The organism is Anatilimnocola aquadivae, assembly GCF_049819085.1.
In the GTDB taxonomy this organism is placed as follows: domain Bacteria; phylum Planctomycetota; class Planctomycetia; order Pirellulales; family Pirellulaceae; genus Anatilimnocola.
Genome location: NZ_CP187419.1, coordinates 1,645,745 through 1,668,757, shown reverse-complemented (window position 1 = coordinate 1,668,757; position 23,013 = coordinate 1,645,745). Strand labels below are relative to the sequence as shown.

The window sequence follows — 23,013 nt, the reverse complement described above, 5'->3', positions numbered from 1 at the left end:
GGATGGCGGCGAGCGATGCCGCGCATAATTCACCGCGTCTATTCTAGCGAGTTGCTCGCAGCCTGCATGGCCATGATTTGCCATGCGCGCCGCTCCATTTGCCGCTCCAGCGTCATCTGCATGGCCCCGATAATGAAACCGCAAAACAAAGCAGATCCAGCCCAAATGGGTACGATCGCTAAAGGTTCGAAAATCGCTGTGACGATCATGGCCAGAAACGTAAACGGAACGAAAACCAAAACTGCCGCTGGGACAGCAACTATTCCTGCAACGACAGCAAACGCAAGGTGCCGCGGCAGCAAGTATTCGAGCGACCTTGATTCGTAGCCTGCGACGTAAGATCTCCGTCGCACGATGGCGATTGCAATCGCGGCTACGACTCCACAAGCAGCCGCGCCGAGCGCCATGGCAGGCATCTGAGAATCGCCGAAATGGAGGAACGAGTCGATCGCGATCGCCGCGCTGACGACGGCGAGTCCTCCTACGGCGCCACTCCACAACACGACATGTCGCAACACTCCCCAATCGCCTCTCATCTTTGGCGCAATGAGAGACGAAGCTGTCATTTCGCCAATCGGCGATTCGTAAGGGTTCGTGGAAATCGTTGTTACTCGCCCTGGGTCAATTGAAACAAGCTCTGCTTTCCGCTACAGATTGGGTTCTCGCACGTCGTCCCCTCACTCCGCCTGAGCCTCCCTCATGACTGATCTTTCTGCAAGCCGATTTCTCTCCTTGGCCTGTCTTTTTACCTTCAGCCTGGTGGCGGCCGCGGAACCCGGCAAGCTGCCGGCGACGTCGCCGTGGGATCTGAAGAAGCTGAACGATCCGCCCAAGCTGACGTGGGTGAACGAGACCGAGCCGGTGCGCTCTTTGTTCTACGAGAGCGAACCTTACGGCGGCCAGCCAACGCGTGTGTTCGCCTACTATGCTTCGCCCCAGACGATTGGAACGGCGATTGGAACGGCGAAGGGAAACGAAAAGTTCCCGGCGATGGTGCTGGTGCATGGTGGTGGCGGGACGGCGTTTCGCGAATGGGCCGAACTGTGGGCCAAGCGAGGCTATGCAGCCATTGCGATGGACCTGGCTGGGCATCAGCCCATGGAAGGCAAGAATGCCCATCAGCAGACGAATCGGACGCGCCTGACCGACGGCGGACCGAACCAAGGTGACGAAGAAAAGTTCGGCAGCGTGCTGAAAGAGCCGGGCGAGCAATGGCCCTATCACGCGGTAGCCGCTGTCGTTCGCGCCCATTCGCTCATTCGCAGCTTCCCGGAAGTCGATGCCGACAAAACGGGCGTCACCGGCATCAGCTGGGGCGGCTATCTCACCTGCATTGTCTCGGGCGTCGATAACCGCTTCAAAGTGGCCGTCCCCGTCTATGGCTGCGGCTTCTTGCAAGAGAATAGTGCCTGGACCGATCGGATGAAGAAGATGACCGATGAGCAAAGCACCCGGTGGACCCAGCTGTGGGACCCGAAGCAGTATCTGCCCGCCGTCAGCATGCCGATTCTGTTCGTCAACGGCACCAACGACTTCGCTTATCCCATCGACAGCTATCTGAAGAGTTACGACGCCGTGCCTGGCACCAAGCAAATGCGCATGACCGTCAACATGCCGCACGGACACCCACCCGGTTGGCAGCCTCAAGAGATCGGCCTGTTTGTCGATCAGCATCTGATCGGCGGCAAAGCGTTACCCAAACCAGCAGACCCCAAGCTCGATGGCAAGCAAGTCACTTGCCAATGCGAGCACGCCACGCCCCTCAAAGAGGCGGCCCTGCATTACTCGACCGACGGTGGACCAATCAACAAGCGAACTTGGAAATCGGTCCCGGCCACCATCGACGGCGATAAGATCGTCGCCGCTGCACCACCCGGTGATGCAGCCGTCTGGTTCCTGACCGTCACCGACGACCGCGGCGCGATCGTCAGTACGCGAGTCGTTCTGAAGTAAATAGCCGACGCTAGTTACCTGCTTCGTCTTCTTCAGGCGGAGCCGGTGGTGGCGTCACGGGTGGTGGAAGGGCGGGCGTCTCGAGCGCTTGCTCTTCGGCTGCGACCACTTCTTCCTTGGGCACGCGGACTACGGCGATGAGCGCGTCGGATTCGTCCAGCGACATGATCCGCACGCCCTGCGTATTGCGACCAATTACGCTGACATCGGCCGCGGCGATCCGCTGCAACTTGCCGCCAGCGGTCATCATCAGCAGTTCGTCGTCCTCGCGAACCACGGCAATAGCCACCACGGGGCCGTTGCGTTCCGTCGCCTTGATATCGCGCACGCCCATCGTGCCGCGACCCTTCGTGGGATAACGGCTGCCCGACGATTCGCTGTCATCTTCGGCTTCAGCAGCTGCCTCGACGGGTTCGGGAACGCTGCCATCTTCGGGCACGTCACTCTCAGGAACATCGGGCACGCTGCTATTCGGCCCGATTGGGGTCCGCTTACCGTAACCCTTCTCGCACACGGTGAGCAACGTCGCGTCGGGATCGGCGACCACCATGCCGACGCAGTAATCTTCCTTGCGGAGCTTGATGCCCTTCACCCCTTGAGCATTGCGCCCCGAGCTGCGGACAGTCGATTGCTTGAAGCGAACCGCTTGCCCCTTGGCCGACGACAGAATAAGTTCGTCGCCTGGCTTAGCAATCGCCACACTCACCAGCTCATCTCCCTCGACGAGATTGATGGCGATGATGCCCGTCTTCTTTGGCCGGCTGTACTGCGCCAGCGGTGTCTTCTTCACGAGGCCGTTGCGCGTTCCCATCACCAGGTAATGCTCGGGCAAGTCGTAGTCGCGAATGGCCAGGCACTGCGCGATCTTCTCTTCCGGCGCGAGATTGAGCAGGTTGACGATCGCCCGCCCCTTGGAATCGCGTTTGAGTTCTGGCAGGTCGTAGACCTTCTGCCAATAGACCTTCCCCTTGGTCGTGAAGAACATCAGATAGGCGTGGGTACTGGCGACGAACAGATGCTCGATGGGATCTTCTCCCTCGGTCTCGGCTCCCTTGAGCCCCTTGCCGCCGCGCTTCTGGGCGCGATACACGCTCGATGGGGTACGCTTGATGTAACCCTTGTGCGAAATCGAGACGACCATGGTCTCTTCGGTAATCAGGTCTTCCAGGTCGACGTGGCCAATCTCGGTGCCGCTCAGTTCGGTGCGGCGATCCTCGCCGTACTTTCGGCGAATTTCGAGCAGGTCTTCGCGAATGATCGCCCGGATGTTGTTTTCGTCCGACAGAATCCGCTGATACTCGGCCATTTCGGCGACCAGCTCTGCATGCTCGCCACCCAGCCGTTCCTGCTCCAAGTTCACCAGCTGGCTGAGCGTCATCCGCAGGATCGCATCGGCTTGCACGGCCGTCAGGCGATAACCGTCGGCGACACCACGTTCGCTCTGGAAGAACTTGAAGCCCTCCGGCCCGAGCGCCCGTTCCATCATCGACGCGGGTGCTTCGACATTCATCAAACCGGTCTTCGCTTCGGCCACGGTGCGCGATTGGCGAATAATGCGGATGATCTCGTCGATATTGGCCAGTGCCAGCAACAAACCTTCGACGGTGTGCTTCCGCTTGCGCGCCTTCATCAACAGGAACTGCGTGCGACGACGAATGACCGTCACGCGATGCCGCAGGAACTCCTCGAGCATCTGCTTGAGCGTGAGATTTCGCGGTTTGCCATCGACCAGGGCCAGCAGGATGATCGAGAACGAATCTTGCAGCGGCGAAAACTGATACAGCTGAGCCAAAACCACTTCGGGATCGGCATCGCGCTTGAGCTCGATGACGATATGCACTGGCTGCTTCAAGTCGCTGTAGTCGGTGACGCTGCTGATGCCCTTGATCTTCTCTTCGTTGACGAGCGACGCGATTTTTTCCATCACGTTGTCGCGCATCGCCTGGTACGGAATCTCGGTGACGACGATTCGGTAGCGATCTTTTTTGTGCTCTTCGATCTTCGCGCGAGCGCGGACCGTGATCGTGCTGCGGCCGGTCAGGTAACCGCGACGGATGCCCGCGCGACCGCAAATCATGCCGCCGGTGGGAAAGTCGGGGCCGGGGATCAGTTCCAGCAATTCGTCCATCGACACATCGGGCTCATCGATGACCCGAACCATGCCGTCGCAGATTTCGCGCAGATTATGCGGCGGAATGCTGGTGGCCATACCGACGGCGATGCCCTGCGTACCGTTCACCAGCAGGTTCGGGAACTTGCTCGGCAGCACGGTGGGCTCGAGCGCCCGTTCGTCGTAGGTGGGCAGAAAGTCGACGGTGTCCCGGTCGAGATCGTCGAGCATCAGCGCGGCGATGGGAGACAAGCGAGCTTCCGTATATCGCATTGCCGCCGGAGGCAGGCCGGCGATCGAGCCGAAGTTTCCTTGCTTGTCGATCAGCACGTGGCGCATGTTCCAGTCTTGGGCCATGCGGACCAGCGTGGGATAGATCACGCTTTCGCCGTGCGGGTGATAGTTACCGCTGGTATCGCCCGAGATCTTGGCGCACTTTACGCGGCCAGCGCTGGGGCCCAGGTTCAGGTCGTTCATGGCGACCAGAATGCGCCGCTGCGAAGGCTTGAGGCCGTCGCGCACGTCCGGCAACGCGCGGCTCACGATCACGCTCATCGCATAGACGAGGTAACTCTCCTTCAACTCGTCTTCGATGGGCTGATCTTGAGCCCGGTCTTTGTCGTTGATGGGTGGCAGGGGCGGATCGGAAGAATTCGGATCAACGGGCAAATCATCGTCGGTCGACAAGTGAGAATCCTTTCCCGCGGAGCTTTCAGGCCGGAGCGTTTCACGAGCCTCAAGGTGCTCGTTCCAACTCGCTCAACGGAGCCGCGGTTACTGCGGAGGGAACGGCCCAAAAACAAGGCGTTTTTGCTGGTTTTTGGACCCGATCGGCAATGCGACTAATCTACCAAATTCGCACCCCCGCGGCAACGAGTGGCAGCCCGTTTCCGGCACTCGCAACTGCTTCGATAATCACGACTTGCGCAGGCAGCCCGCAGGCCAGCAACAAGTGGACGAACGCAGTTCCGGCGCTACCGCCTCTGCGCACGACATTCACCACGCCCCCGCCCCTGCGGCGGGGGTTCATTGGCTTTTGCACTAGCTGTTGCTCGCCCCGGCCTACTTCCCCGTTGGAGTTCCGGCTTTAGCCGGTCCTGTTCCTTGCCATTTGTCCTACCTGTTGCTTGCGCAGCTCCCCTGCCCGAACAGCGCGCAGTTCCGCTCCTTACCGCCCTTCTTTCTACTTCGCCTTTCTCATCTTCTTCTCCAACAGCGCCTGTCTCGCCTTCCGCTCCTTCCGGTTCAGCGGCCTTCGTTGCCCGGGGTCCTCTTTCGCAGGCGAGCCATCGACTCCTGACCTCTGCTTACTGGACTCCTCACTGTCCCCCGCACATTCTTCCCGGTGCTCCACAGACACCACCACCTCACCCGTCAACTCACCGTGAACAGTCCGCCGCGCGGCCTCTTCTTCATACAACTTCATCACGGGCCGCGTCGCCGAATCGAAGGCTGCCATTGCACTTACGGGATCGCGAAACTTCTCGTTCCGCATCTCAGCAGCCTCTTTCGCGAACAGCGCTGAACAGTCCCTATTCAGGGGGCTGCTGCGCCGCTCAGCCCGCTCGGGGTCGGGAGTCTTTGGCGAGCGACGACCCTCCATTTTCGAGGATCGTTTTTCGCCATAGACTCCCGACCCCTGACTCGTTGCCCGCTCCTTCGCCGGCACTTCTTCTTCCTCCTCCTCATCCAAACCTTCCGCTGCCAGCGCCGCTGCCGCCAGCGAACTGAGCAGCGAAGGCTGTGGCAACATCGCGGCGTGCTCGGCCAATTTGCACGCGACCAGCAGATAGCGCGGGTCGCCATAGCCCGTCCGAATCGTTGTCACCGAATTCGCCCCCGCGAAGGTGGCCGATTTGCGAACGGTCTTCATCGGACCCTGCGACATGCGCCACGCGTTTTCCGCCTGGGAGCACAAGAAGTTCAGCCTTTCCGCCGCCATCTGCTCGGCGACGTATAACTGCTGCTCGCGGCGCACGACGTCTTTCACTCCCGGCGACATTTCGACCAGATACGCGGCCACGCGCTCGATAATCTGGCAGATTCTCGTTTGCGAAATCTTCAGCTTTCGCGCCGCGACGCGCGTGCTGAACTGCGACACCTTCACCAGTCGATACGCCTCAAAATCTCGCCAACACGGCGGCAACGATACCTGCATGGTCGGCGCTGCCACACTTGAAGTGTCCGCTATCACGGGCGGAATTTGCGTGAAGATCCACCGCCGGGGAGTTTGAATGAGGTTAGTTCAACCACTCTTCAAACGGAGTCCCGGCGATGGAAGAGCGACAAACCTATCGGCATTTTACGTTGGTCGAGCGGCAGGTCCTAGCGCAGCTGGTGGCCATGCGCGCCACGCAGCAAGAGATGGCAAGCTGCTTGGGTCGTGACGTGCGAACGATCCGAGCCGAGCTCAAACGCAACTCGCGTTATGGCGGCTACTCTGCGTGCGAAGCGCAACGCTTGTCCGAACAGCGGCGTTGCCAGGCTCGACAGAAGTGCCGCAAGTTACGCCGACCCGAGTTGGTGGCAGTCGTCACGGCAGGGCTCCGTAAGCGCTGGTCACCCGATCAAATCGCCGGTCGTTTGAAGCGGCAATTCCCGTGCGAACCGCAGCGTCGCTGCTCCAGTCAAACGATCTACCGCTGGATCGACACCGACGATTTCGGTTACCTTTGGCGGCGAATGTTGCGAAACCACAAACGCCGCAAACCTCGTGCGCGGCAGGTCAAGTCACCGGCGCGCGAGATCGCCGGGCGGCCCGAGATCATCAACCTACGCGAGCGAATCGGCGACTGGGAGGGAGACACGATCGTCGGCCGTGGCGGGCGGGCCTCGCTGGTCAGCCTCGTCGAACGGAAAACCGGCTTCGCCTTGCTGCTCCCAGTGGAGAACCGCTGTGCTCCCACGGTGAACAACGCGATAAAACGGCGCTTAGGCACGCTTCCACCCGAGGCTCGGCACTCGCTGACATTCGACAATGGCTCCGAATTCGCCGGTTACCAAGAGCTGATGTCGAGTCTGTCACTCGACATTTATTTCGCCACTCCACGCTGCCCTTGGCAACGTGGTAGCAACGAGCATTTCAACCGCCTGGTCCGCGAGTTCTTCCCCAAAGGCACCGACCTGCGTGGCCTGAATCGGCGCAAGCTGGCCGAGGTGCAGCGGTTATTGAACCAACGACCACGCAAACGCTTAAACTATCAAACGCCCGACGAAATCTTCTCCGAATTCTGCCAGCGGACACTTCTAACTTGACAGCGCCGTCGACCCCTTTCGCGAAAATACGCTGTGCAATCTCACAACACACCTTCGCCAACCTATCAACCACTCGTGACTAGTTAGGTCACGCCCCGCTAGCATTTTTCCAGGTAGGTCACATCCGCCGGATGTGATCCTGGACTTGCAAGTCGAGCCGGAACTGCCATTTCCAGGTCGCAGCGGGCCGCTGCGACCTACCGAAGATCCCTGCAGCGAATAGAATCTACCGGGCCAACAAGTCGGGCTACTTGGCGGGAGAAAGCTTCGCCGGCGGGGCCGAATACCGGTTGAGCACCAGGCTGCTGGTTCGCTTCGGCAGCCCTTGAACTTGCTTCACTTTTCGCAGCGTGGTGAGCAGCCGCTCGACTTGCTCGTGAATGTCTGGCCGCTGCGAGATGACGAGGCAAGCGGCGTTGTCGAACTGATGGCAGGATCCCGGGCCGCCGACGTCCTGCCAGCTATGGGGCTCGACGGTAGTGCTAATGTTGTCGATCAACTCGCGATAGTCGCGAGCCTGGTTCCCGTCCTTCGCTGGTCGCGTAGGCTCCAGCAGATCGAGCACGGGATAGATGCGAATCGTCATGTTCTCGGGCGAGCAGGCATCCTCGATGGTCGTGATTTTGATTACTTCGTCCTTGACCATGTAGGTCAGATTCAAGTCGCCCAGAATCAACCGCAACGTGCTCTTGAGCGAAGTCTCCACCACTTTGCCTGTGATGGGCTGGGTCGGTGTGACTCCGGCGTCCTCGATCTTTTTCGTCAGCACGATGGTAATGTTGCACTCATCGGCCAGTTTCGAGATCAGCTCCTTCAGCGGCATGTCTTTGATATCGAAGGTAACGCGTTGGGCCAGTGCAACCTCGATGCGCCGTTCGTTGGCTTGGTCTGCTTCGCTACAGATGGAGTAAGAAACTGGATGCACCACCGGAATCGGCGACACCTGCGATTGAGCAAGGCTGCTGCCGCCTAAGACAGCGAGCAGGACGACTGCCGAGGATGCAATGCGAATGACGATCATGAAATGATTCCCAAGTGGCAGCCCCAGAGAAAGAGCAATCCACTATGGCGCTCGTACGGTTCCCGGTGCCGACGTCGACGATGCAGGCTGCGAGCCAGTCGCCGATGCACCCAGGTTCTGGCCAGCGCGCGAGACCCGTAGCGTGGTGAAGAGTTGACCAATGGTCTCGTGGATATCGTCTCGCTGGCTGATGATCAGGGATGCCGCGTTATCAAAGCCTTTGATCGACCCCGGTCCACCCACGTCATTCCAGGAATCGGGCTCGATGGTCTGAGTCAGAATTTCAATCAACGGATCGAAATGGAACTTGGGCTTACCATCGACCACGACTCCCGCGTCGATCAAATCCTTCACGGGGTAGATTCGCACGGCCAATTTCTCAGGAGATTGCGCATCTTCGAGCGTCGTGATCTTCAGCACTTCATCGCGCACCATGAAGGTCAGATTCAAGTCCTCCAGCAGCAGTCTCAAAAACGAACGGAGCGAAACGTCCGTTACTTGCTTGGTGACAGGCTGATCGGGCTGGACTCCGGCATCCTCGATCTTCTTCGTCAACACGATGTTGATCTTCAAGTCTATCGCAATTCTCTGCATGACTTCCTTGAGCGGCGTGTCTTCGAACTCGTAAGACACCTGCTTATCAAGTGCCGCGCTCACTTTCTGGTGATTGGCATTATCTTTCTCGCGGTACACGAGATAAGAAACGGGAGGCTCGGCGCAGAGCGGCGAGCCGAGCAAAACGCTAAGGGCAACAAGCAGACAAGCAAATCTGAATCGTGACATGATTCAATCCTCGCGAAACAAAAGTTTCAGTAGAGTGGCGAAATCGCGGGCCGATAAAGATTGCGAGAGAGTTCTGGCTATTCCTTCGCCTCATACAGCTGCGGCAGAGACCAGCTGGGCGCGGCGCTATCTTCGCCGCGGCGTAGTGGCCCGCGGCTATAACGATTGCCGCTACTGGGGAGTGGCGAACTGAGCAGCCTGGAACTCGCCAGCGGTGAACTGGCTCGGGTTGGTACCGGGCTCCTGCTCGAAATCCCTTGCACACTCTTGGCCTGACGCAAGGTCATTAACAGCGCACCAATACGCTGATGAATATCGCGCCGCTGAGAAGTGACCAGCGAAGCCGAGTTCTCGAATCCACTAATCGAGCCTGGGCCGCCGACATCTTGCCAGGAGTCTGGTTCGAGGGTCGATGTGATCAGTTCAATCAGTGGATCGTAGTCATTTCCCGCATCGAGCAAGTCCTTAACCGGATAGACTCGCGTGATCATGTTCTCGGGCGACTGAGCATCTTCGATCGTAGTGATGACCAGGGTCTCGTTCTGAATCGTGGTGGTCAGGTTCAGATCGGCCAGCATTAGGTTTAGCGCCGAGTTGAGCGTGATGTTCTGGACCTTGATCGTCACCGGTTGATCGGGCTGAACGCCCGCGTCTTCGATCTTCTTCGAGAGCTTGATCGCCAGGCCCGATTTCTGGGCGATATGATCGAGGGCTTCTCGCAGCGGCGTATCGAGCAACGTCAGAGCGTGTCGCTTCGCTAGCGCTTCCTCAATCTTGTCGGCCGCCGAAGAATCGGGGCTCACGGCCGAGAGGGCCAAAGGCACCTGAGCCGAAGCGGGCATTTCCAGCAGCAGGCCAACCAGAAAGACGTGCGCGCAGGTGAAGAGAAGAGAACCGAGAGGAGTTCGCACGAATTGTACCCTTGATGGTAGCCCCACCGAGTCGAGACTCAGGATAACTAGTTTTATGCCCAGCTGACAACTATAATCCCGAGCGTCAGGGGCGCTAATCTGCAAAGTCACACGCTGGAAAACGTGTGCTATCTCATGCGTGTGGTTCGCCACATGTTCTTATCGTATGCAGTTTGCCGAACAATTCCGTTTGGCATTTCCCCCTGTTCAATCTTGTTGGCAACGGTCGTCATTCACTTCTCGGAGCTCAGGTCACCATGTTGAATCCCCGTGCGCGCTGGCTCATCGCCGCGCTAATGTTGCTTCCTCTTCTCGCTCTTCGCGCTTCCGCTCAAGAGGCTCCAGCCAAGTTGCCTCCGCAGCCTTTGCCGCTGAAGCGTGTCGTGCTGTTTAGTTCCAGCGTGGGCTTTTTTGAGCACGAAGGACAGATCGAAGGGAACAAGCAGATCGAATTCAGCTTCAAGACCGACGACATCAACGACCTGCTGAAGAGCATGGTGGTGCAAGATCGCCAGGGAGGGATTGTGACGGGCATCAACTACGGTTCGCCCGAGCCACTCACGCGCACCCTCCGCACGTTCACCATCGACCTGACCGACAATCCCACGCTGGCCGAGATCTTTCAGCAGTTGCGAGGGCAGGAAGTGCTGCTCGAAACGCCCACGCCGGTCACGGGCTTGGTCGTGGGAGTGGAAGTGCGCAATGTGCCGCTTGCGGGCGATAAAGTCGCGCAAGTGGAAGTGCTGAACTTGCGCACCAGCGAGGGTCTGCGCAGCATTCGGCTCGATACCATCTCGCGCACGAACTTTGTCAGCCCCAAGATCGACAAGGAGTTTCAGCAAGCCCTTACGTTGCTCGCCGGCGTGCATGCCAACGATCAACGGCGGGTGAAGCTCGATTTTCAAGGCAAAGGCAAACGTGATGTCGCCGTGGGCTACATCCAGGAAGCTCCCGTTTGGAAGACCAGCTATCGCCTGGTGCTCAGCGATGACGAAGCTCCCTTTCTGCAAGGCTGGGCAATTGTCGAAAACACTTCGACCCAGGATTGGAAAGACGTACAACTCACGCTCGTCAGTGGTCGCCCGATTTCGTTCGTCATGGACCTCTCTCAACCGCTGTTCATGACGCGCCCCTTTGTCGTGCCCGAGATGCATGCCAGCCTCTCACCGCGCGTGTACGACCAGGACCTGGGCGCCAAGGAAGATGAGTTTCGCGCTGCTGGCGGTCGCAAACAAAGTGGCAGCTTTGGCGGCGGTGGGTTCGGCGGGGGTGGCATGGGCGGCGGTGCAGGTTTTGGCGGTGGCCTCGGTGGCGGGACCTTTGGCGGCGAACCACCCGGCTCAAAGACACGGCCTTTCGCTACCAGCGTGGTGCCGGTGGTCGATCCCTTTAGTGAGCGTGACGCAGACAAGATCGACCTGTCACAAGGTGTCGAGAGTGCCGCGAAGGGGCAGGATATCGGCGAGCTCTTTCGCTACTCGATCAAGACGCCCGTGACCTTGCCGCAGAACGAATCGTCGATGCTGCCGATTGTGAACGCGCCGGTGAAGGGCGAGAAACTGGCGATCTATAACCCAGCGGTGCATCGCAAGCATCCGCTGTCGGGTGTTCGCCTGACGAACACGACCGACCTGCACTTGTTGCAAGGTCCGGTCACGCTCTTCGACGGCGGCGAGTACGCCGGCGATGCCCGCATCGAAGATCTCGCCCCCGGTTCGACCCGCATCATCAGCTATGCCCTCGATCTGGAGACCGAAGTCGTCGCCGAAGATCGTTCGGAAAAACGCCAGGTGATTGCGCTGCAGATTCGCAAGGGTGGACTGTATGCCAAGCAGAAGGTCACGCGCACCTCGACCTACCTGGTAAAGAACTCGGGGAACAAGGCCAAGCAATTGTTGATCGAGCGGGGTGTTGATCCCGCCTGGAACCTTGTCTCGCCCGTAGCCGAAGAAAAGACCCGCTCGCTCCATCGCTTTCGCGTTACTGCCGAGCCGGGCAAGACGGCCAGGCTGATTGTGACCGATGAGCAAGAGGTAACGGAGGACTTCGCGCTCACCATGCTCGAGCCGGCGCAAATCGACGTCTACGTTCGCCTGCCTGTAGCCTCGCCAGAGCTCAAGGCTGCGTTCGATTCGCTCCTTGCCAGCCGCACGAAACTGGCCGAGGTGACCAACGTGCGCGTGGCCAAGCAGGCCCAGTTCGAGGCTCTCACCAGTGAGCAGGAGCGGACCAGGCTGAACCTGAAAGCCCTCCCCTATGTGCAAGGCGCGTCGAATGTCAGCGAAGAGAACAAGCGGTCGACCAACGACCTGCTGCAACGCTACCTGAAGAAACTCGGCAGCGTCGAAACCGAACTCGACATTGTCCGCAGCGAGATCTTTCAGATTCAAGATCGCGAAGCCAAAGCCAAACGCGACTTCGAAAAGCTGATCGAAGACCTTAAGGTCGAGTAGTTCTCGGAAGCGTCTGGGCCAATGAGCCGGAAGCGTGAGCGGCCGGAGAGGTCAGAGAATACTCTCCGGGCGCTGACGCTTCCGGCTCAGGCAGAGCCAAGAAACACCAAAGCCGAAGTGGTTCACTCGAACCACTTCGGCTTGGATTGTTTCTTGTTGATCGTCTTCGCTGCCTACGACCCGCCGGTTCTCGCGGGGGTGTTCCACCATGGATATTCGCCGTAGCGATTCAATTCCATCGAGAGCAGGACGGTACCGGTGACGAGGGCGAGAAACGAGAGGATCAACATCACGGTGTAGATGTTCGTCCCCTGCTTCTGCACGGCAGGTTGGCCCGGATTACTTGAGCTGGGTAGAGACATTGTCATCCTTCCGAATCGGGCCGCGTTGGTACTTCTTATCAATCTGAGCGACCGACCGATCGGGTGCGGTCTGCTTGACAGTGACCATGCCCAGATAGGTGTTGCCGCGATAGACCTGCAGGTTGTGTCCAGGCTTCAAGCCGTCGTCCGAGCCAAGCGAAACTTCGACCAGGTCGGTCGAGTTGACGTCCAGAACTTTGCCCTTCACGCGGGGCTCGATGTGAGCGACGAGTGTGTTGACGTCGAGTCCCTTGGCATCCATCACCATCTTCATCTTGGTGACTTGCAGAGCAAGTTGCGTGTTCCGTTCGTCCAGGCGAGCCTTCAAGCCAGTGGCTTGATTGAGATCGTCGGTCAGCTTCACGACTTGAGCAAACTTGTCGTCCAGATCTGCTGAGGTATCACGCAGGGCCTGACGGGTGGTTACGATTTGAGCTTCGAGGTCGGTGAGCCGCTTCTGAGCGACGCTCACTTCTTCCGTCACCTTGCTATTGCTGGTGATCAGGGTGTCGTATTCTCGCTGCTTGGCGGCGAGTTCGGTTTCGGCCCGAGCCAGGCGAGCTTGCAAGCTACCGAGCACGGCGCGGCGCGCGACCCGTTCTTCTTCGAGCCGGCGCTTGGTGCGTTCCAACTCTTCCTTCAGATTCGTCTCTAAGGTGCGCAGATCGGCGAGTTGTTTCTCGAGCCCGATCTTGCCCTTCGAGGCGTCTGTATTTTGGGCGTAGTCTTTCCAATTTTTGTGGGTGGCGAAGACCATCACCGAGGCCGTCATAAAGCAGATGCTCATGACGAAGATCAAAACGGTGAATATCTTTCCGACGAGAGTCATAGCTAAGTCACCTTAACCGAAAGGTCCGCGGCCAGCACGGTAAACACTCTGGGCAGCAAATCCGCCGCCTCGCAAAGTCGACCAGAATCCAAGGCATCTCACCGAGCGGTGATCTGCGGCCACTTTACGACAGAAGAGCAGAACGTCACTGCAGTATAATTTCGCCCGATAGCAAATTCAACGAAACGCTTCAAAATCCTACGAATACCCGGTTTAGCTCGGTCCCAGCAACTTACCGGACGAGCTTTTGGCAGCTGAAGGTGCGACGAACGAAAGCCAGCGACTCCCTAAAAGAGCGTCTTCCGTGCGGGCAACGTCCCGACTTCGTTGGCACGACTCCTTCCACCGTCATGACCGAAACACAGGCCACCCTCCACCGAGTTCATTCCTCGGCGCGGCAAACATTTTCCTGCGGCAGTCAGCCCCACCTGGGAATTCGACATCGCCCCAAACGATTATTCCCGTTGTGCGATCCACCGACTCACTTTCTTCGCTCTCCCTCATGGGATTCCCTTTCTCTCGCCTCGTGTACTCCGGCGAGAGAGGGTCGGGGGGAGGGGCTCGCCTCGAAGCAACCGCAGTCATCTCACTCGCTCTGATAACCGTTTTTGATAACTTTTTCATCAACTTTTTCGCGATAACCATTTGCTGGAACCACCCACTGCCATTCCACTTACGCGAAGAAAGTCTCCGTTTTCTTCGAAATGCTGATAACCACTTTTTCAGGTGGCTCTCGGCAGCCAGGGCAGGCCGTAACGGATCGCGCTGTCCAGTAGGTCGCATCCGACGGATGCGATCCTGACTGCGTCATTGGACGCCTGCCTTTGGCAATCGACCGCCAAGCGCACAACCGGCGTCTCGCTGCCGCAAGTTCCGGCCAGCGGCCAGAACCTACCGTGCCAACGTGACTGGTGACACCAAGCCCTGCGCGCAGGCCTACTTCGCCTTCCGCACAGTTCCCTGTCCGGAAGCCGGGCTAAGCCCTTCCGTTACCTCTCCTAACCAACTTCGGCATCGACCTCCTCGCCCAGTGGCGCCGCTCGCACAACGAAAAACCAAACAACCTGGAATCTGCTCGACTCGTGATTCTTTGTCAAACTGCCGATCGCAACTTTCTTGGTGATGAGACGTGGGCGGCTGCATTCGGTTGGCTGCTTCCGGGCAGCGAGCAAGATTGCCTCCACAGATTTCTCATTCCTACCCTTGGAGATCGTCGGGTACGATGCAACTGCAATGGGTCGTCACCATGGCGTAGAGCAGTGACCAACAGCAACCATGCACAAGCCTCGCTCTGCCGCGTCGATCTTCGCAGCCATCATGCTGCTTGTGCTCGTCCTTCCCGCACTCTACGCGGCTTCCATCGGGCCGGCATTTTGGCTGGTAGACCATGACTACCTGGACGCGGAAAGTACCAGAGACTTCTATACCCTGCTGTTGAACTCCGGGAGGGCTACCGGCACTTATCGCTGGCTGGATTGGTACTGCGCTCTTTGGCGCTAGTCTGCGCCACGAGCGGTGCCAGTCGACCTACGCTTCTACGCTGACGCACCGGCCGAAGATCGAGTTCGCGCCTACCCAGCCATTGATGCGCCCGCGATTGTTGCCGATTTGGAAGCGTGGCCCCTGAATGGCTTTGACGAGGTGCAGATATTCTTTGCCGTTTACTTTGCAAAGCACAATATCACCAACATCCAGTGCCGCCGGGTCGACTGGCTCGACCGTGCAAAGCTGACCAGATTCAATCTTGCCAACCATCGAGTTGCCGCGTGGACGGAATGACACGGTTTCCCCTGCGCGCAACTGTGCAATGTATGCCGTAGCCCAACCCATCGAGATCCCTCACCGCTGCTTTGTTTTCAGCCAAGCTTACGAGATTTTGTTGGCCCAGTCACTCGTCGGTGGCACGTGGTGGTACTCCACCCGTGTTCGTCGACCATTCTCGCCCCTGTTAGATCACTCGCCGCTGCCGGAAACCTAGCCATTTTGCGCTATCGTCAAACTGCCGCTACACGCAAATCTCCAGGTAGGCTCCGGGCAGTCGCAACCACGAACTGTGCGGTGGCGGCAAGCACACGCCAGCGATGGCCGCGAAACTGCCGACATGTGTAGTCGCTGAAGGAACCGCCGAAAGCAGCAGCTTCAGCAAGAAGCGAAAAAGTCCGTTCAGTCTGGCGGGGCTTTTTTGTGCACGGGTAGAATGGGGTGATGAGGAAACACGTCGGACCCCTTACTGTTGCCATTTTGATGCTGCTACCGATGCTCTACATCGGCAGCTATCTGGCACTGGTAGTACCAGCCGGGTTTATCGTGGACGTGAATTCTCACCTGAACGGAGGCTATGTAGCGTTCGTTCATTATCGCCTCGGCGCACATCGGATTGAATCACTGTACTGGCCGCTCGAGCAAATCGATCGCAGGGTTAGACCGGATGTGTGGAAATAGCTGTCCACTTCACCGGCCAAGAATTCCGCACTTCGCCCTAAATCACAGAGCCGACGCGGCCGGTGGCACGTGGTGGTACTCCACCCGTGTTCGCCAGCCATCTTCGCCACTGTTGGATCACGCGTCGCTGCCGGAACTCTTAGGAGCGGCAATGAGCTACCGGGCTACCCGGCCCGTACGCTGCTAATTTTGCAGTTGGTTAATTTTGATTGCCAATCCGCGATACGTGGTGTGAAGTAGCCCGCCACATTTGCGGGCGTTAGGATAGGAAAATGGACGCGCCGGACATCTACAAAGACGCTGCGCTTGCTGACATAACGCTCATTTGTCACCGATGCAAAGCAAGCCTGGACTCCGAAGACTTGCCGGAAGGGCAGCCGCGTTTTTCGGATTCCGGCTATTTCGTGGCCCTGGCCAACGAAGCGTACCGCCGTGGTTGGTTGATCGAATATGACGGCCCCAACGCCAGCGATTTCGATTACCGCATCCTGTGCCCAGAGTGCGCGGGGAATAAATATGGTTAGACTCGCCATGCGCTTCCGTGTCCGCACACTGCTAATTGCAGTGGCACTAGGTCCGCCGGCGCTGGCCTTACTCTATTTCGGACCCTGGGTTGCCGTTTGGGACGGTCGATTTTCGCTCAACGTCAGAATTGTTAATGAAACTGGGAAGGCAATCGCCCACGCCGAAGCGGCTGTTGTAAGCTACCGGCCAGATGCAGATGGCCTCGTTTCAAATCCAAACACCGAGGGCGGGTGGTTTTGGAAGCCATGTCCCTTGGGCCAAAACAGCGTCGCACAGCTTGATGTGAAATGCTCTGGACGGACAACCTGGCTAGGGCACGAATTGAGTTATTGGCACCAGCCAGCGATTGCTATGAAGGTCGATTTTACTGACGGGTCACGATCATTGTTTGCGGTGGATATTCCCAAAAGGCGCGGGGTACGCGATCTTGTCGTGAATATTCCGAATGCTGAATGAATGGCAGTGACGGCCATATTTGGCCGCGTACAGTCCGCTGATGTTCCGGCCGTATGCCTTGAGTATCGCCGAACCAACTTCAGAGCCGGTTGGTGGCACGTGGTGGTACTCCACCCGTGTTCGCCAGCCATTCTCGCCGCTGTTGGATCACGCGCCGCTGCCGGAACTCTAGCCATTTTGCGCTATCGTCGAGCTGCAACTGATGACGGTCCTCTGGCTGGCACTATGCAGTCGATTGCCTACGCAAACATTCAGAAAGAGAGATCCGTACCTCACAAGACCAGGGGAAGACACGGGTGGAGTACCACCACGTGCCACCAGGTTCTACTCAGGGTAGCCGGCGGCTGTCGTCTGGCGGGGTATAGCCGTCAAACGGCCAGGAGTAGACGCGACTGAACTGTGTGAAGGCTCGAATGAAAGATTCCAGGTCCGGATAACGCTGTTCCGTTTCGTGGTCTGGAAAGTGCCACCAACCGCAGTGTCCGTCGGGGTGCAGTAACACCGCGTTGCCGTTAAGAGCATGAAAGAGGATGAGTGAACCTTGCCAATCTTTCGCTCCCCGGATTTCATGCAATTCATATCCAGGTAGTGGAAAGGTGTACCACTCGCTCCCTTCCAGAAAGCTGCCCGCAGTATCGGGCATGGATTCGCGTAGACCACTAAAGTGCTCTGCGAACTCGGTCAGAACGGCATTGTCCCGCAGGCCGACTTTTTTCAGTTTCTCCGACAACGTAGCAACGCTGATCGGCGCTGGCACGTACCAGCTGTCGCCAATTCCGGGGTCTGCTGATGGAGTTTGCAGCCTCAACCAGCCTTGCCCTTGGCGAACGACGACCGATGTCGGTTGGAACTCCAGCAAGCGGTCTCGCAGTTCTTGGAGCACCGGGTTTTGGATCGTGCTCCAGCGCTCGACGAGCATCTTCTTCACGTCGGCTGGCTGCTTGCCGCGAAGCTGACTAATCCACGGATCGAGCGCTGCGTTGACATCGGCAGGCAATTCATCTGCAGGTAGAACGTACTCGGTGGCTTGGACCATATGCGGAGTAGCGGGATGTGAATGCTGTATCACTTGCGGAGGTGGGCCGCTGAATTGGTCACAACCAACAAGTGAGCACAACGCTGCGACAAAGTGCAGCGACAGGAGATTCTGCCAGTTGAAGTTTGGTCGCAACATGCTGAGGACTCTAGCGTTTTCAACCTTCACTGCCCAAGCGACGATTCCCGTTGGGCGATCCACCGACTCATCTTCTGTTCCTACGGTAGCGTCACGGCACTCACCCAGCTGAGGCTCTTCCCGACGTCGTAGGTTTCGATTCGCTCGAGCTTGCCACTCTTCGTGTCGATCGAGTAAGCCGCCAGCTTGCCGGTTCCTTCGCCGCCGGCGAACAAGAATTTGCCGTTGGGGCTGAGGGCGAACGAGCGCGGCGTCTTTTCGGTTGGCGTTTGACCGAGAGCCGTCAGCTTGCTGGCGGGGGCATCAAAGCGAAAGCCTGCGAGGCTGTCGTGCCCGCGATTCGAAACCCAGACGAACTCGCCACTGGGATGCACATGTACGTCGGCGGTAGTATTGCGACCTTGAAACGTCTCCGGCAAGGTGGAGACGGTTTGCAGCGGCGTCAAACCTTTTTCGGCATCCAGCGAATAGAGCGTGCAGCTGCTCCCCGTTTCGTCACTGCTGAAGGCGAACTTGGCCGAGGGATGAATCGCCAGGTGTCGCGGTCCCGCGCCGGGCTTGCCGCCAGCAGCCTTCTCTTGCTGGGTCAGCTTGCCACTCTGCACGTCGAGTTTGAATTGAAAGATGGAATTGGGTTCGACGTGGGGCACGAAGACCCATTTTTCGTCCGGCGAGAGGACCGTCGCATGCGCGGTCTTGGCCGTCATGATCTCCTGCAGCGGCTTGGCGCCGATCTTTCCGCCGGCAGCAATCTCGTGCACGGTCATGCGTCCCGCAGCATACGAGGCGGCAAACAGAAACTTGCCGGCGCGGTCGACATTCACATAGGCGGCATTCGCGCCGGTGCCCAACTCCGTTTCGTTGATGGCCGATAGCTTGCCGTCGTTCTCGATTTTAAACGAGCCAATGCGCGCATTCGTCCGCAGCGAAGCGAACAGGGTGCGACTCGGCGCATGCACGGCCAGCGAGCCGGGCGCGGTGCCGACGTTGGTGCGCGAGACTTCTTTTAACTTGCCGGTCTGTTCGTCCAGATCGTAGTGCACAATCGACTGCGAGCCGGAGTCGGAAATGTAGAGGCACGTTTCGGCGGCAGCCATCGGCGCGATCCTTCCAGCGAGTGCAACGCACAGCAACAACAGCGAGCAAAAAAAGCGAGTTCTCACGAGTACACCTTTCGCAGCAAAGGAATGGGAGGCTAGCACGTGAAGGTGTTGTAACGCGCAACTGGGCTAGACGCTATTTTCGAGCTGGCTACAATCGCTGGGGACGGGCGAACAAGGAGGACTCATGCAGTGCAGATTCGTTGCAATGCTGGCTGGGCTCGTTGCTCTGCTGGCGCTTGGCAGTGATCGAATGGCAGCTGGCGGCGAGAATGATCCTGGCCTCGCTGGTGATGAAACCAGTCCGAGTGCAGCCGTGGCTAAGACGGCCGCATTGAAGGAGGCTGGGCCCAATGTCTTAGGCCTTCCGCGCGGCGCAGTTTCCGGCGGTGGAACCTTGATGGTGTGTGGCGGCGGCAATTTGCCGGAAGAAGTCTACGACGAGTTCATCAAACTCGCGGGCGGACCCAACAGCCGCTTGGTTCTGATTCCCTCTGCCTATCCCTGGGCAAATCTCGAAGCGCTTACTTACCGCTTCAGTGGCTGGCTCGAGTATCCCGTACAGTCCTTCGATTTTCTGCATGCCAGCACGCGTGAAGAGGCCGATAGCGAAGCCTTCGCTCGTCCGCTGGCCAATGCGACCGGCGTGTGGATCTCGGGCGGAGCGCAGGGGCGGCTCGCCGATCTGTACAAAGGGACGCGTGTCGAGAAGCAACTGCAGCAGGTGCTGGAACGGGGCGGTGTTGTCGGTGGCACGTCGGCCGGCGCGGCGATCATGTCCGAGACGATGATTCGTCATGGCACGTCGCGCGATGCCGTTACCGACGGCGGCTTTGGTTTGCTGATGTCGGCTGTCGTTGACCAGCACTTTACCGAGCGAGCCCGGCACACGCGGCTACTTGGCGTGCTCGGGCAGAACCCGCAAAAGGTCGGGCTCGGCGTTGACGAACAGACGGCGCTCATCATCCGCGCGAACCATGTGCGCGTGCTGGGTCAAAACCGCGCAACGGTGATCGTCCCCGATCAGAACCGCACCATGTCGCTGCATATGCTGGCCAGTGGAGAAGGGGCGGAAATAGTCCGCGCCCGCGATCAGGCCGACTCTCCGCTTAAATTGCTTCCAGCGAATCTGGCTAAGAAGTAAGCCCACTTCCCTTACCGAATTTCTCTGTACCAAATTCTCAGCGAGCGACTATGCATTTGCAAAGCACGGTCGTCTGCTGTGCGTTTTGATCGGGCAAAGAAATTACCGAGGGCGAGCGCAGAAGGCGACTTCTTAACTACCAGTTCATCTTTGCAAGTGAGCGGAGCTCTGCCACTTGTATCGCTCGCGGCCATCCGCAGAGTTTTTCTACGGAGGATTTGATCCCAATTTTGCCGCAGGTTTTCTGCTTGTCCTGGCCGACAAAAATGCTGGTCTGGCATGTCGGCATAGCATTTGCAAATATTTGCGGCGGTCCGGCGAAATGCTGGGAAGCCTCAGCCACGCTTGCATGAAGTTGCCCTGAAATGAATACCGTACTACTCGAGTTTTCCGCGATCTTCGCGTTCCTCTTGGTGCTCGGTTATTTCGTTCCCGCCGGGTCGTTCTACTGGCTGTATCACGTGCGCCAGCGGGACTTGGAGCCCATTCAAAGTCGGCAACCAACGGCTGCGCAAATCAAGCGGGAGATCCAACTCTCGGTGTCGACGGTGTTCATTTTCGCGGTGATGACCACCGGGCTCTATCAGCTTTATAAGAGTGGCCACACGAGCATCTATTGGAACTTTCGCGATTACCCCATCGGCTACTTTCCGGTGAGCGTGTTCTTGTGCCTGGTTGTTCACGACACCTTCTTTTACTGGACGCACCGCTTCATGCATTGGCGTCCCGTGTTCAAGTACATGCACCTCGGGCACCATCGCTCGGTCGCGCCGACACCGTGGGCCATTTTTGCGTTTCAGCCGGCCGAAGCAGTGGTGCAGTTTCTTTGCATCGCGAGTCTCGTTTTGTTCCTGCCACTCCATCCGCTGGCATTCCTGCTCTTCCTGTGGATCGATACGCAGGTAAATACGGCTGGCCACACCGGCTACGAAATGGTTCCCAAGTTCATTTCTCAGCATCCGTTTTTTCGCGGGCTGAATACGGTGACGCATCACGACGGGCACCACACCAACATGAACAAGAACTTTGGCTCGTTCTTTAATGTTTGGGATCGCTGGATGGGGACTTTGATGGAAGATGAAGAGATCGTGGCTGCGAATCACAAGCCAGCGGCGGCGGCTCACAAGCCCCAACGCCAGCACGATCTCGGTGAAGAGAAGCGGACCGAGGCACCTCTTCCGCAGCCCAGCGGTTCGCACTTTGCGGGCGGAATTAGCAAGCGTTATGCACGCGCTCGGCACCACTAGTTTTCTCCAGCTCGCAAGAATCCCGTTGTTTCGGGGGAACTTGCGTTCGTTCACTTGCGGGCTTCAGCACTTGCCTTCGACGCATGTGCCAGGAAGAATACGAGTTCCCGCCTTGTGAAACTCGCCGATCTCTTGAGGAGTGTTACGCGTGCTGTGCTCTCGAATGATTCGTACGTTAGTTGCCAGTGCCTGCGGTCTGCTCGTTGTGGGTTTGGTGAACCAAGCAGTCGCCGAACCGCCGGCTCCGCCCAAGGGATTGGGAGCGATCTTGTATCCGCAGGATAACCCGCACACCGCGGAGAAGGTCGAGCTTGGCAAGCAACTGTACTTCGACAAGCGACTGTCGAAAGACGATAGCGTGAGCTGTGCAACTTGCCACGATCCCGATAAAGGCTGGTCAAACGGTGACACTTTTGCCACCGGCGTTCGTGGTCAACGCGGCGGCCGTAGCAGCCCAAGCATCGTCAACTCGGCCTACGCCACGTTGCAGTTCTGGGACGGTCGCGCTGCTCACCTCGAAGAGCAGGCTCTCGGGCCGATCCAAAATCCGATCGAAATGGATATGAAGATCGAAGACGTCGTCGCCAAGCTGAACAAGATTCCCGGCTACCGCGAACAGTTCCAAAAGATCTTCAAAACCGATGTCACTCCGAAAGGCATGGCCCAGTCGATCGCCGCCTTCGAGCGTACGATTCTCTCGGGCGACGCTCCTTACGACCGCTTCAAGGCCGGCGATAAGGCGGCCCTTTCGGAACAAGCCCAGCGGGGCATGAAGCTCTTCTTTGGCAAGGCGAACTGCTCGGCCTGTCACAGCGGCCACAGCTTTAGCGACTTCGCGTTCCACAACCTGGGCATCGGCATGGATAAAGACATGCCCGACTTGGGCCGCTTTGTGGTCACCAAGTTGGAAGGTGACAAGGGTGCGTTCAAGACTCCCACGCTGCGTGAAATCTCGCGTACTGCTCCTTACATGCACGACGGTCGCTTTGCCACGCTGGGCGAAGTGGTGGACTACTACAACATCGGTGGTCACCCCAACGCGCAGCTCGACGAGGAGATCTTCGAGCTCAAGCTCACCAAGGAAGAACAAGCTGACATCGTGAAGTTCCTGGTCGAAGGCCTGACCAGCGAAACGTATCCGCACGTGAAGCCACCGAAGTTGCCCGAGTAGCGAGACGGCGACAACCAGGGCTCGACGCTGATTGCGCGAGCCACTGGCCAGTTTTGTGGTCAGTGATTAGCTTGGAG

The 23,013-nt window shown here is 58.3% G+C and carries 19 protein-coding genes; 8 read left to right on the top strand and 11 right to left on the bottom strand.

The window, feature by feature from the left end; translation table 11 throughout:
- Positions 1-38: 38 nt before the first annotated feature.
- Complete coding sequence (locus tag NA78x_RS06685; protein ID WP_425617655.1) at positions 39-416, bottom strand: hypothetical protein; 378 nt, start codon at positions 414-416, stop codon at positions 39-41.
- A gap of 283 nt (positions 417-699) precedes the next feature.
- On the opposite strand from NA78x_RS06685, the gene NA78x_RS06680 reads away from it, so the two are divergent.
- The gene (locus NA78x_RS06680) at positions 700-1,953 is read left to right on the top strand and encodes an alpha/beta hydrolase family protein (protein ID WP_425617654.1); all 1,254 of its coding nucleotides are present in this window, start codon (positions 700-702) and stop codon (positions 1,951-1,953) included.
- Positions 1,954-1,963: 10 nt separating this feature from the next.
- On the opposite strand, the gene gyrA is transcribed toward NA78x_RS06680, so the two are convergent.
- Positions 1,964-4,699: a DNA gyrase subunit A gene (gene gyrA / locus NA78x_RS06675; RefSeq protein ID WP_425619437.1), complete on the bottom strand. Its 2,736-nt coding sequence runs from the start codon at positions 4,697-4,699 to the stop codon at positions 1,964-1,966.
- A 547-nt stretch (positions 4,700-5,246) separates the two neighbouring features.
- A complete protein-coding gene (locus tag NA78x_RS06670) occupies positions 5,247-6,221 on the bottom strand; it encodes a hypothetical protein (protein WP_425617653.1) in 975 nt (324 codons plus the stop codon).
- 116 nt (positions 6,222-6,337) lie between these two features.
- Here NA78x_RS06670 and NA78x_RS06665 point away from each other — a divergent pair, with 116 nt between their 5' ends.
- Positions 6,338-7,318 (top strand): IS30 family transposase, encoded by a 981-nt coding sequence (locus NA78x_RS06665; protein ID WP_425615609.1) that lies wholly within the window; start codon positions 6,338-6,340, stop codon positions 7,316-7,318.
- Between the two features lie 247 nt (positions 7,319-7,565).
- Here NA78x_RS06665 and NA78x_RS06660 read toward each other — a convergent pair whose 3' ends face one another.
- The 3 genes from NA78x_RS06660 to NA78x_RS06650 form a co-directional block, all read right to left on the bottom strand.
- A complete protein-coding gene (locus NA78x_RS06660; RefSeq protein WP_425617652.1) occupies positions 7,566-8,339 on the bottom strand; it encodes a hypothetical protein in 774 nt (257 codons plus the stop codon).
- 42 nt (positions 8,340-8,381) lie between these two features.
- On the bottom strand, positions 8,382-9,122 hold the full coding sequence (locus tag NA78x_RS06655; RefSeq protein ID WP_425617651.1) for a hypothetical protein: 741 nt from the start codon (positions 9,120-9,122) through the stop codon (positions 8,382-8,384).
- A gap of 77 nt (positions 9,123-9,199) precedes the next feature.
- Entirely contained in the window at positions 9,200-10,033 is an 834-nt protein-coding gene (locus NA78x_RS06650; RefSeq protein ID WP_425617650.1) for an STN domain-containing protein, read from the bottom strand.
- A 257-nt stretch (positions 10,034-10,290) separates the two neighbouring features.
- On the opposite strand from NA78x_RS06650, the gene NA78x_RS06645 reads away from it, so the two are divergent.
- The gene (locus NA78x_RS06645) at positions 10,291-12,486 is read left to right on the top strand and encodes a hypothetical protein (RefSeq protein ID WP_425617649.1); all 2,196 of its coding nucleotides are present in this window, start codon (positions 10,291-10,293) and stop codon (positions 12,484-12,486) included.
- A 173-nt stretch (positions 12,487-12,659) separates the two neighbouring features.
- On the opposite strand, the gene NA78x_RS06640 is transcribed toward NA78x_RS06645, so the two are convergent.
- The 3 genes from NA78x_RS06640 to NA78x_RS06630 all read right to left on the bottom strand — a co-directional run bounded on the left by NA78x_RS06640 (position 12,660) and on the right by NA78x_RS06630 (position 15,507).
- A complete protein-coding gene (locus NA78x_RS06640; protein ID WP_425617648.1) occupies positions 12,660-12,848 on the bottom strand; it encodes a hypothetical protein in 189 nt (62 codons plus the stop codon).
- A complete protein-coding gene (locus NA78x_RS06635) occupies positions 12,826-13,677 on the bottom strand; it encodes a hypothetical protein (RefSeq protein ID WP_425617647.1) in 852 nt (283 codons plus the stop codon). The genes NA78x_RS06640 and NA78x_RS06635 overlap by 23 nt, the downstream gene beginning before the upstream one ends.
- 1,527 nt (positions 13,678-15,204) lie before the next feature.
- Positions 15,205-15,507, bottom strand: a complete 303-nt coding sequence (locus NA78x_RS06630; protein WP_425617646.1) for a hypothetical protein — start codon at positions 15,505-15,507, stop codon at positions 15,205-15,207.
- A gap of 375 nt (positions 15,508-15,882) precedes the next feature.
- Between NA78x_RS06630 and NA78x_RS06625 the strand changes: the two genes are divergently transcribed.
- Complete coding sequence (locus tag NA78x_RS06625) at positions 15,883-16,119, top strand: hypothetical protein (protein ID WP_425617645.1); 237 nt, start codon at positions 15,883-15,885, stop codon at positions 16,117-16,119.
- A 272-nt stretch (positions 16,120-16,391) separates the two neighbouring features.
- Complete coding sequence (locus NA78x_RS06620) at positions 16,392-16,643, top strand: hypothetical protein (RefSeq protein ID WP_425617644.1); 252 nt, start codon at positions 16,392-16,394, stop codon at positions 16,641-16,643.
- Between the two features lie 785 nt (positions 16,644-17,428).
- On the opposite strand, the gene NA78x_RS06615 is transcribed toward NA78x_RS06620, so the two are convergent.
- A complete protein-coding gene (locus tag NA78x_RS06615) occupies positions 17,429-18,274 on the bottom strand; it encodes a hypothetical protein (protein ID WP_425617643.1) in 846 nt (281 codons plus the stop codon).
- Positions 18,275-18,354: 80 nt separating this feature from the next.
- Positions 18,355-19,371 (bottom strand): lactonase family protein, encoded by a 1,017-nt coding sequence (locus NA78x_RS06610; protein WP_425617642.1) that lies wholly within the window; start codon positions 19,369-19,371, stop codon positions 18,355-18,357.
- A gap of 190 nt (positions 19,372-19,561) precedes the next feature.
- Here NA78x_RS06610 and NA78x_RS06605 point away from each other — a divergent pair, with 190 nt between their 5' ends.
- The 3 genes from NA78x_RS06605 (at position 19,562) to NA78x_RS06595 (ending at position 22,936) form a co-directional block, all read left to right on the top strand.
- A complete protein-coding gene (locus NA78x_RS06605) occupies positions 19,562-20,518 on the top strand; it encodes a cyanophycinase (protein WP_425617641.1) in 957 nt (318 codons plus the stop codon).
- A gap of 365 nt (positions 20,519-20,883) precedes the next feature.
- Positions 20,884-21,765 carry a sterol desaturase family protein gene (locus NA78x_RS06600; protein ID WP_425617640.1) on the top strand — a complete coding sequence of 294 codons (882 nt, stop codon included), beginning with the start codon at positions 20,884-20,886 and terminating at the stop codon, positions 21,763-21,765.
- A gap of 163 nt (positions 21,766-21,928) precedes the next feature.
- A complete protein-coding gene (locus tag NA78x_RS06595; RefSeq protein ID WP_425617639.1) occupies positions 21,929-22,936 on the top strand; it encodes a cytochrome-c peroxidase in 1,008 nt (335 codons plus the stop codon).
- Positions 22,937-23,013: the final 77 nt, after the last annotated feature.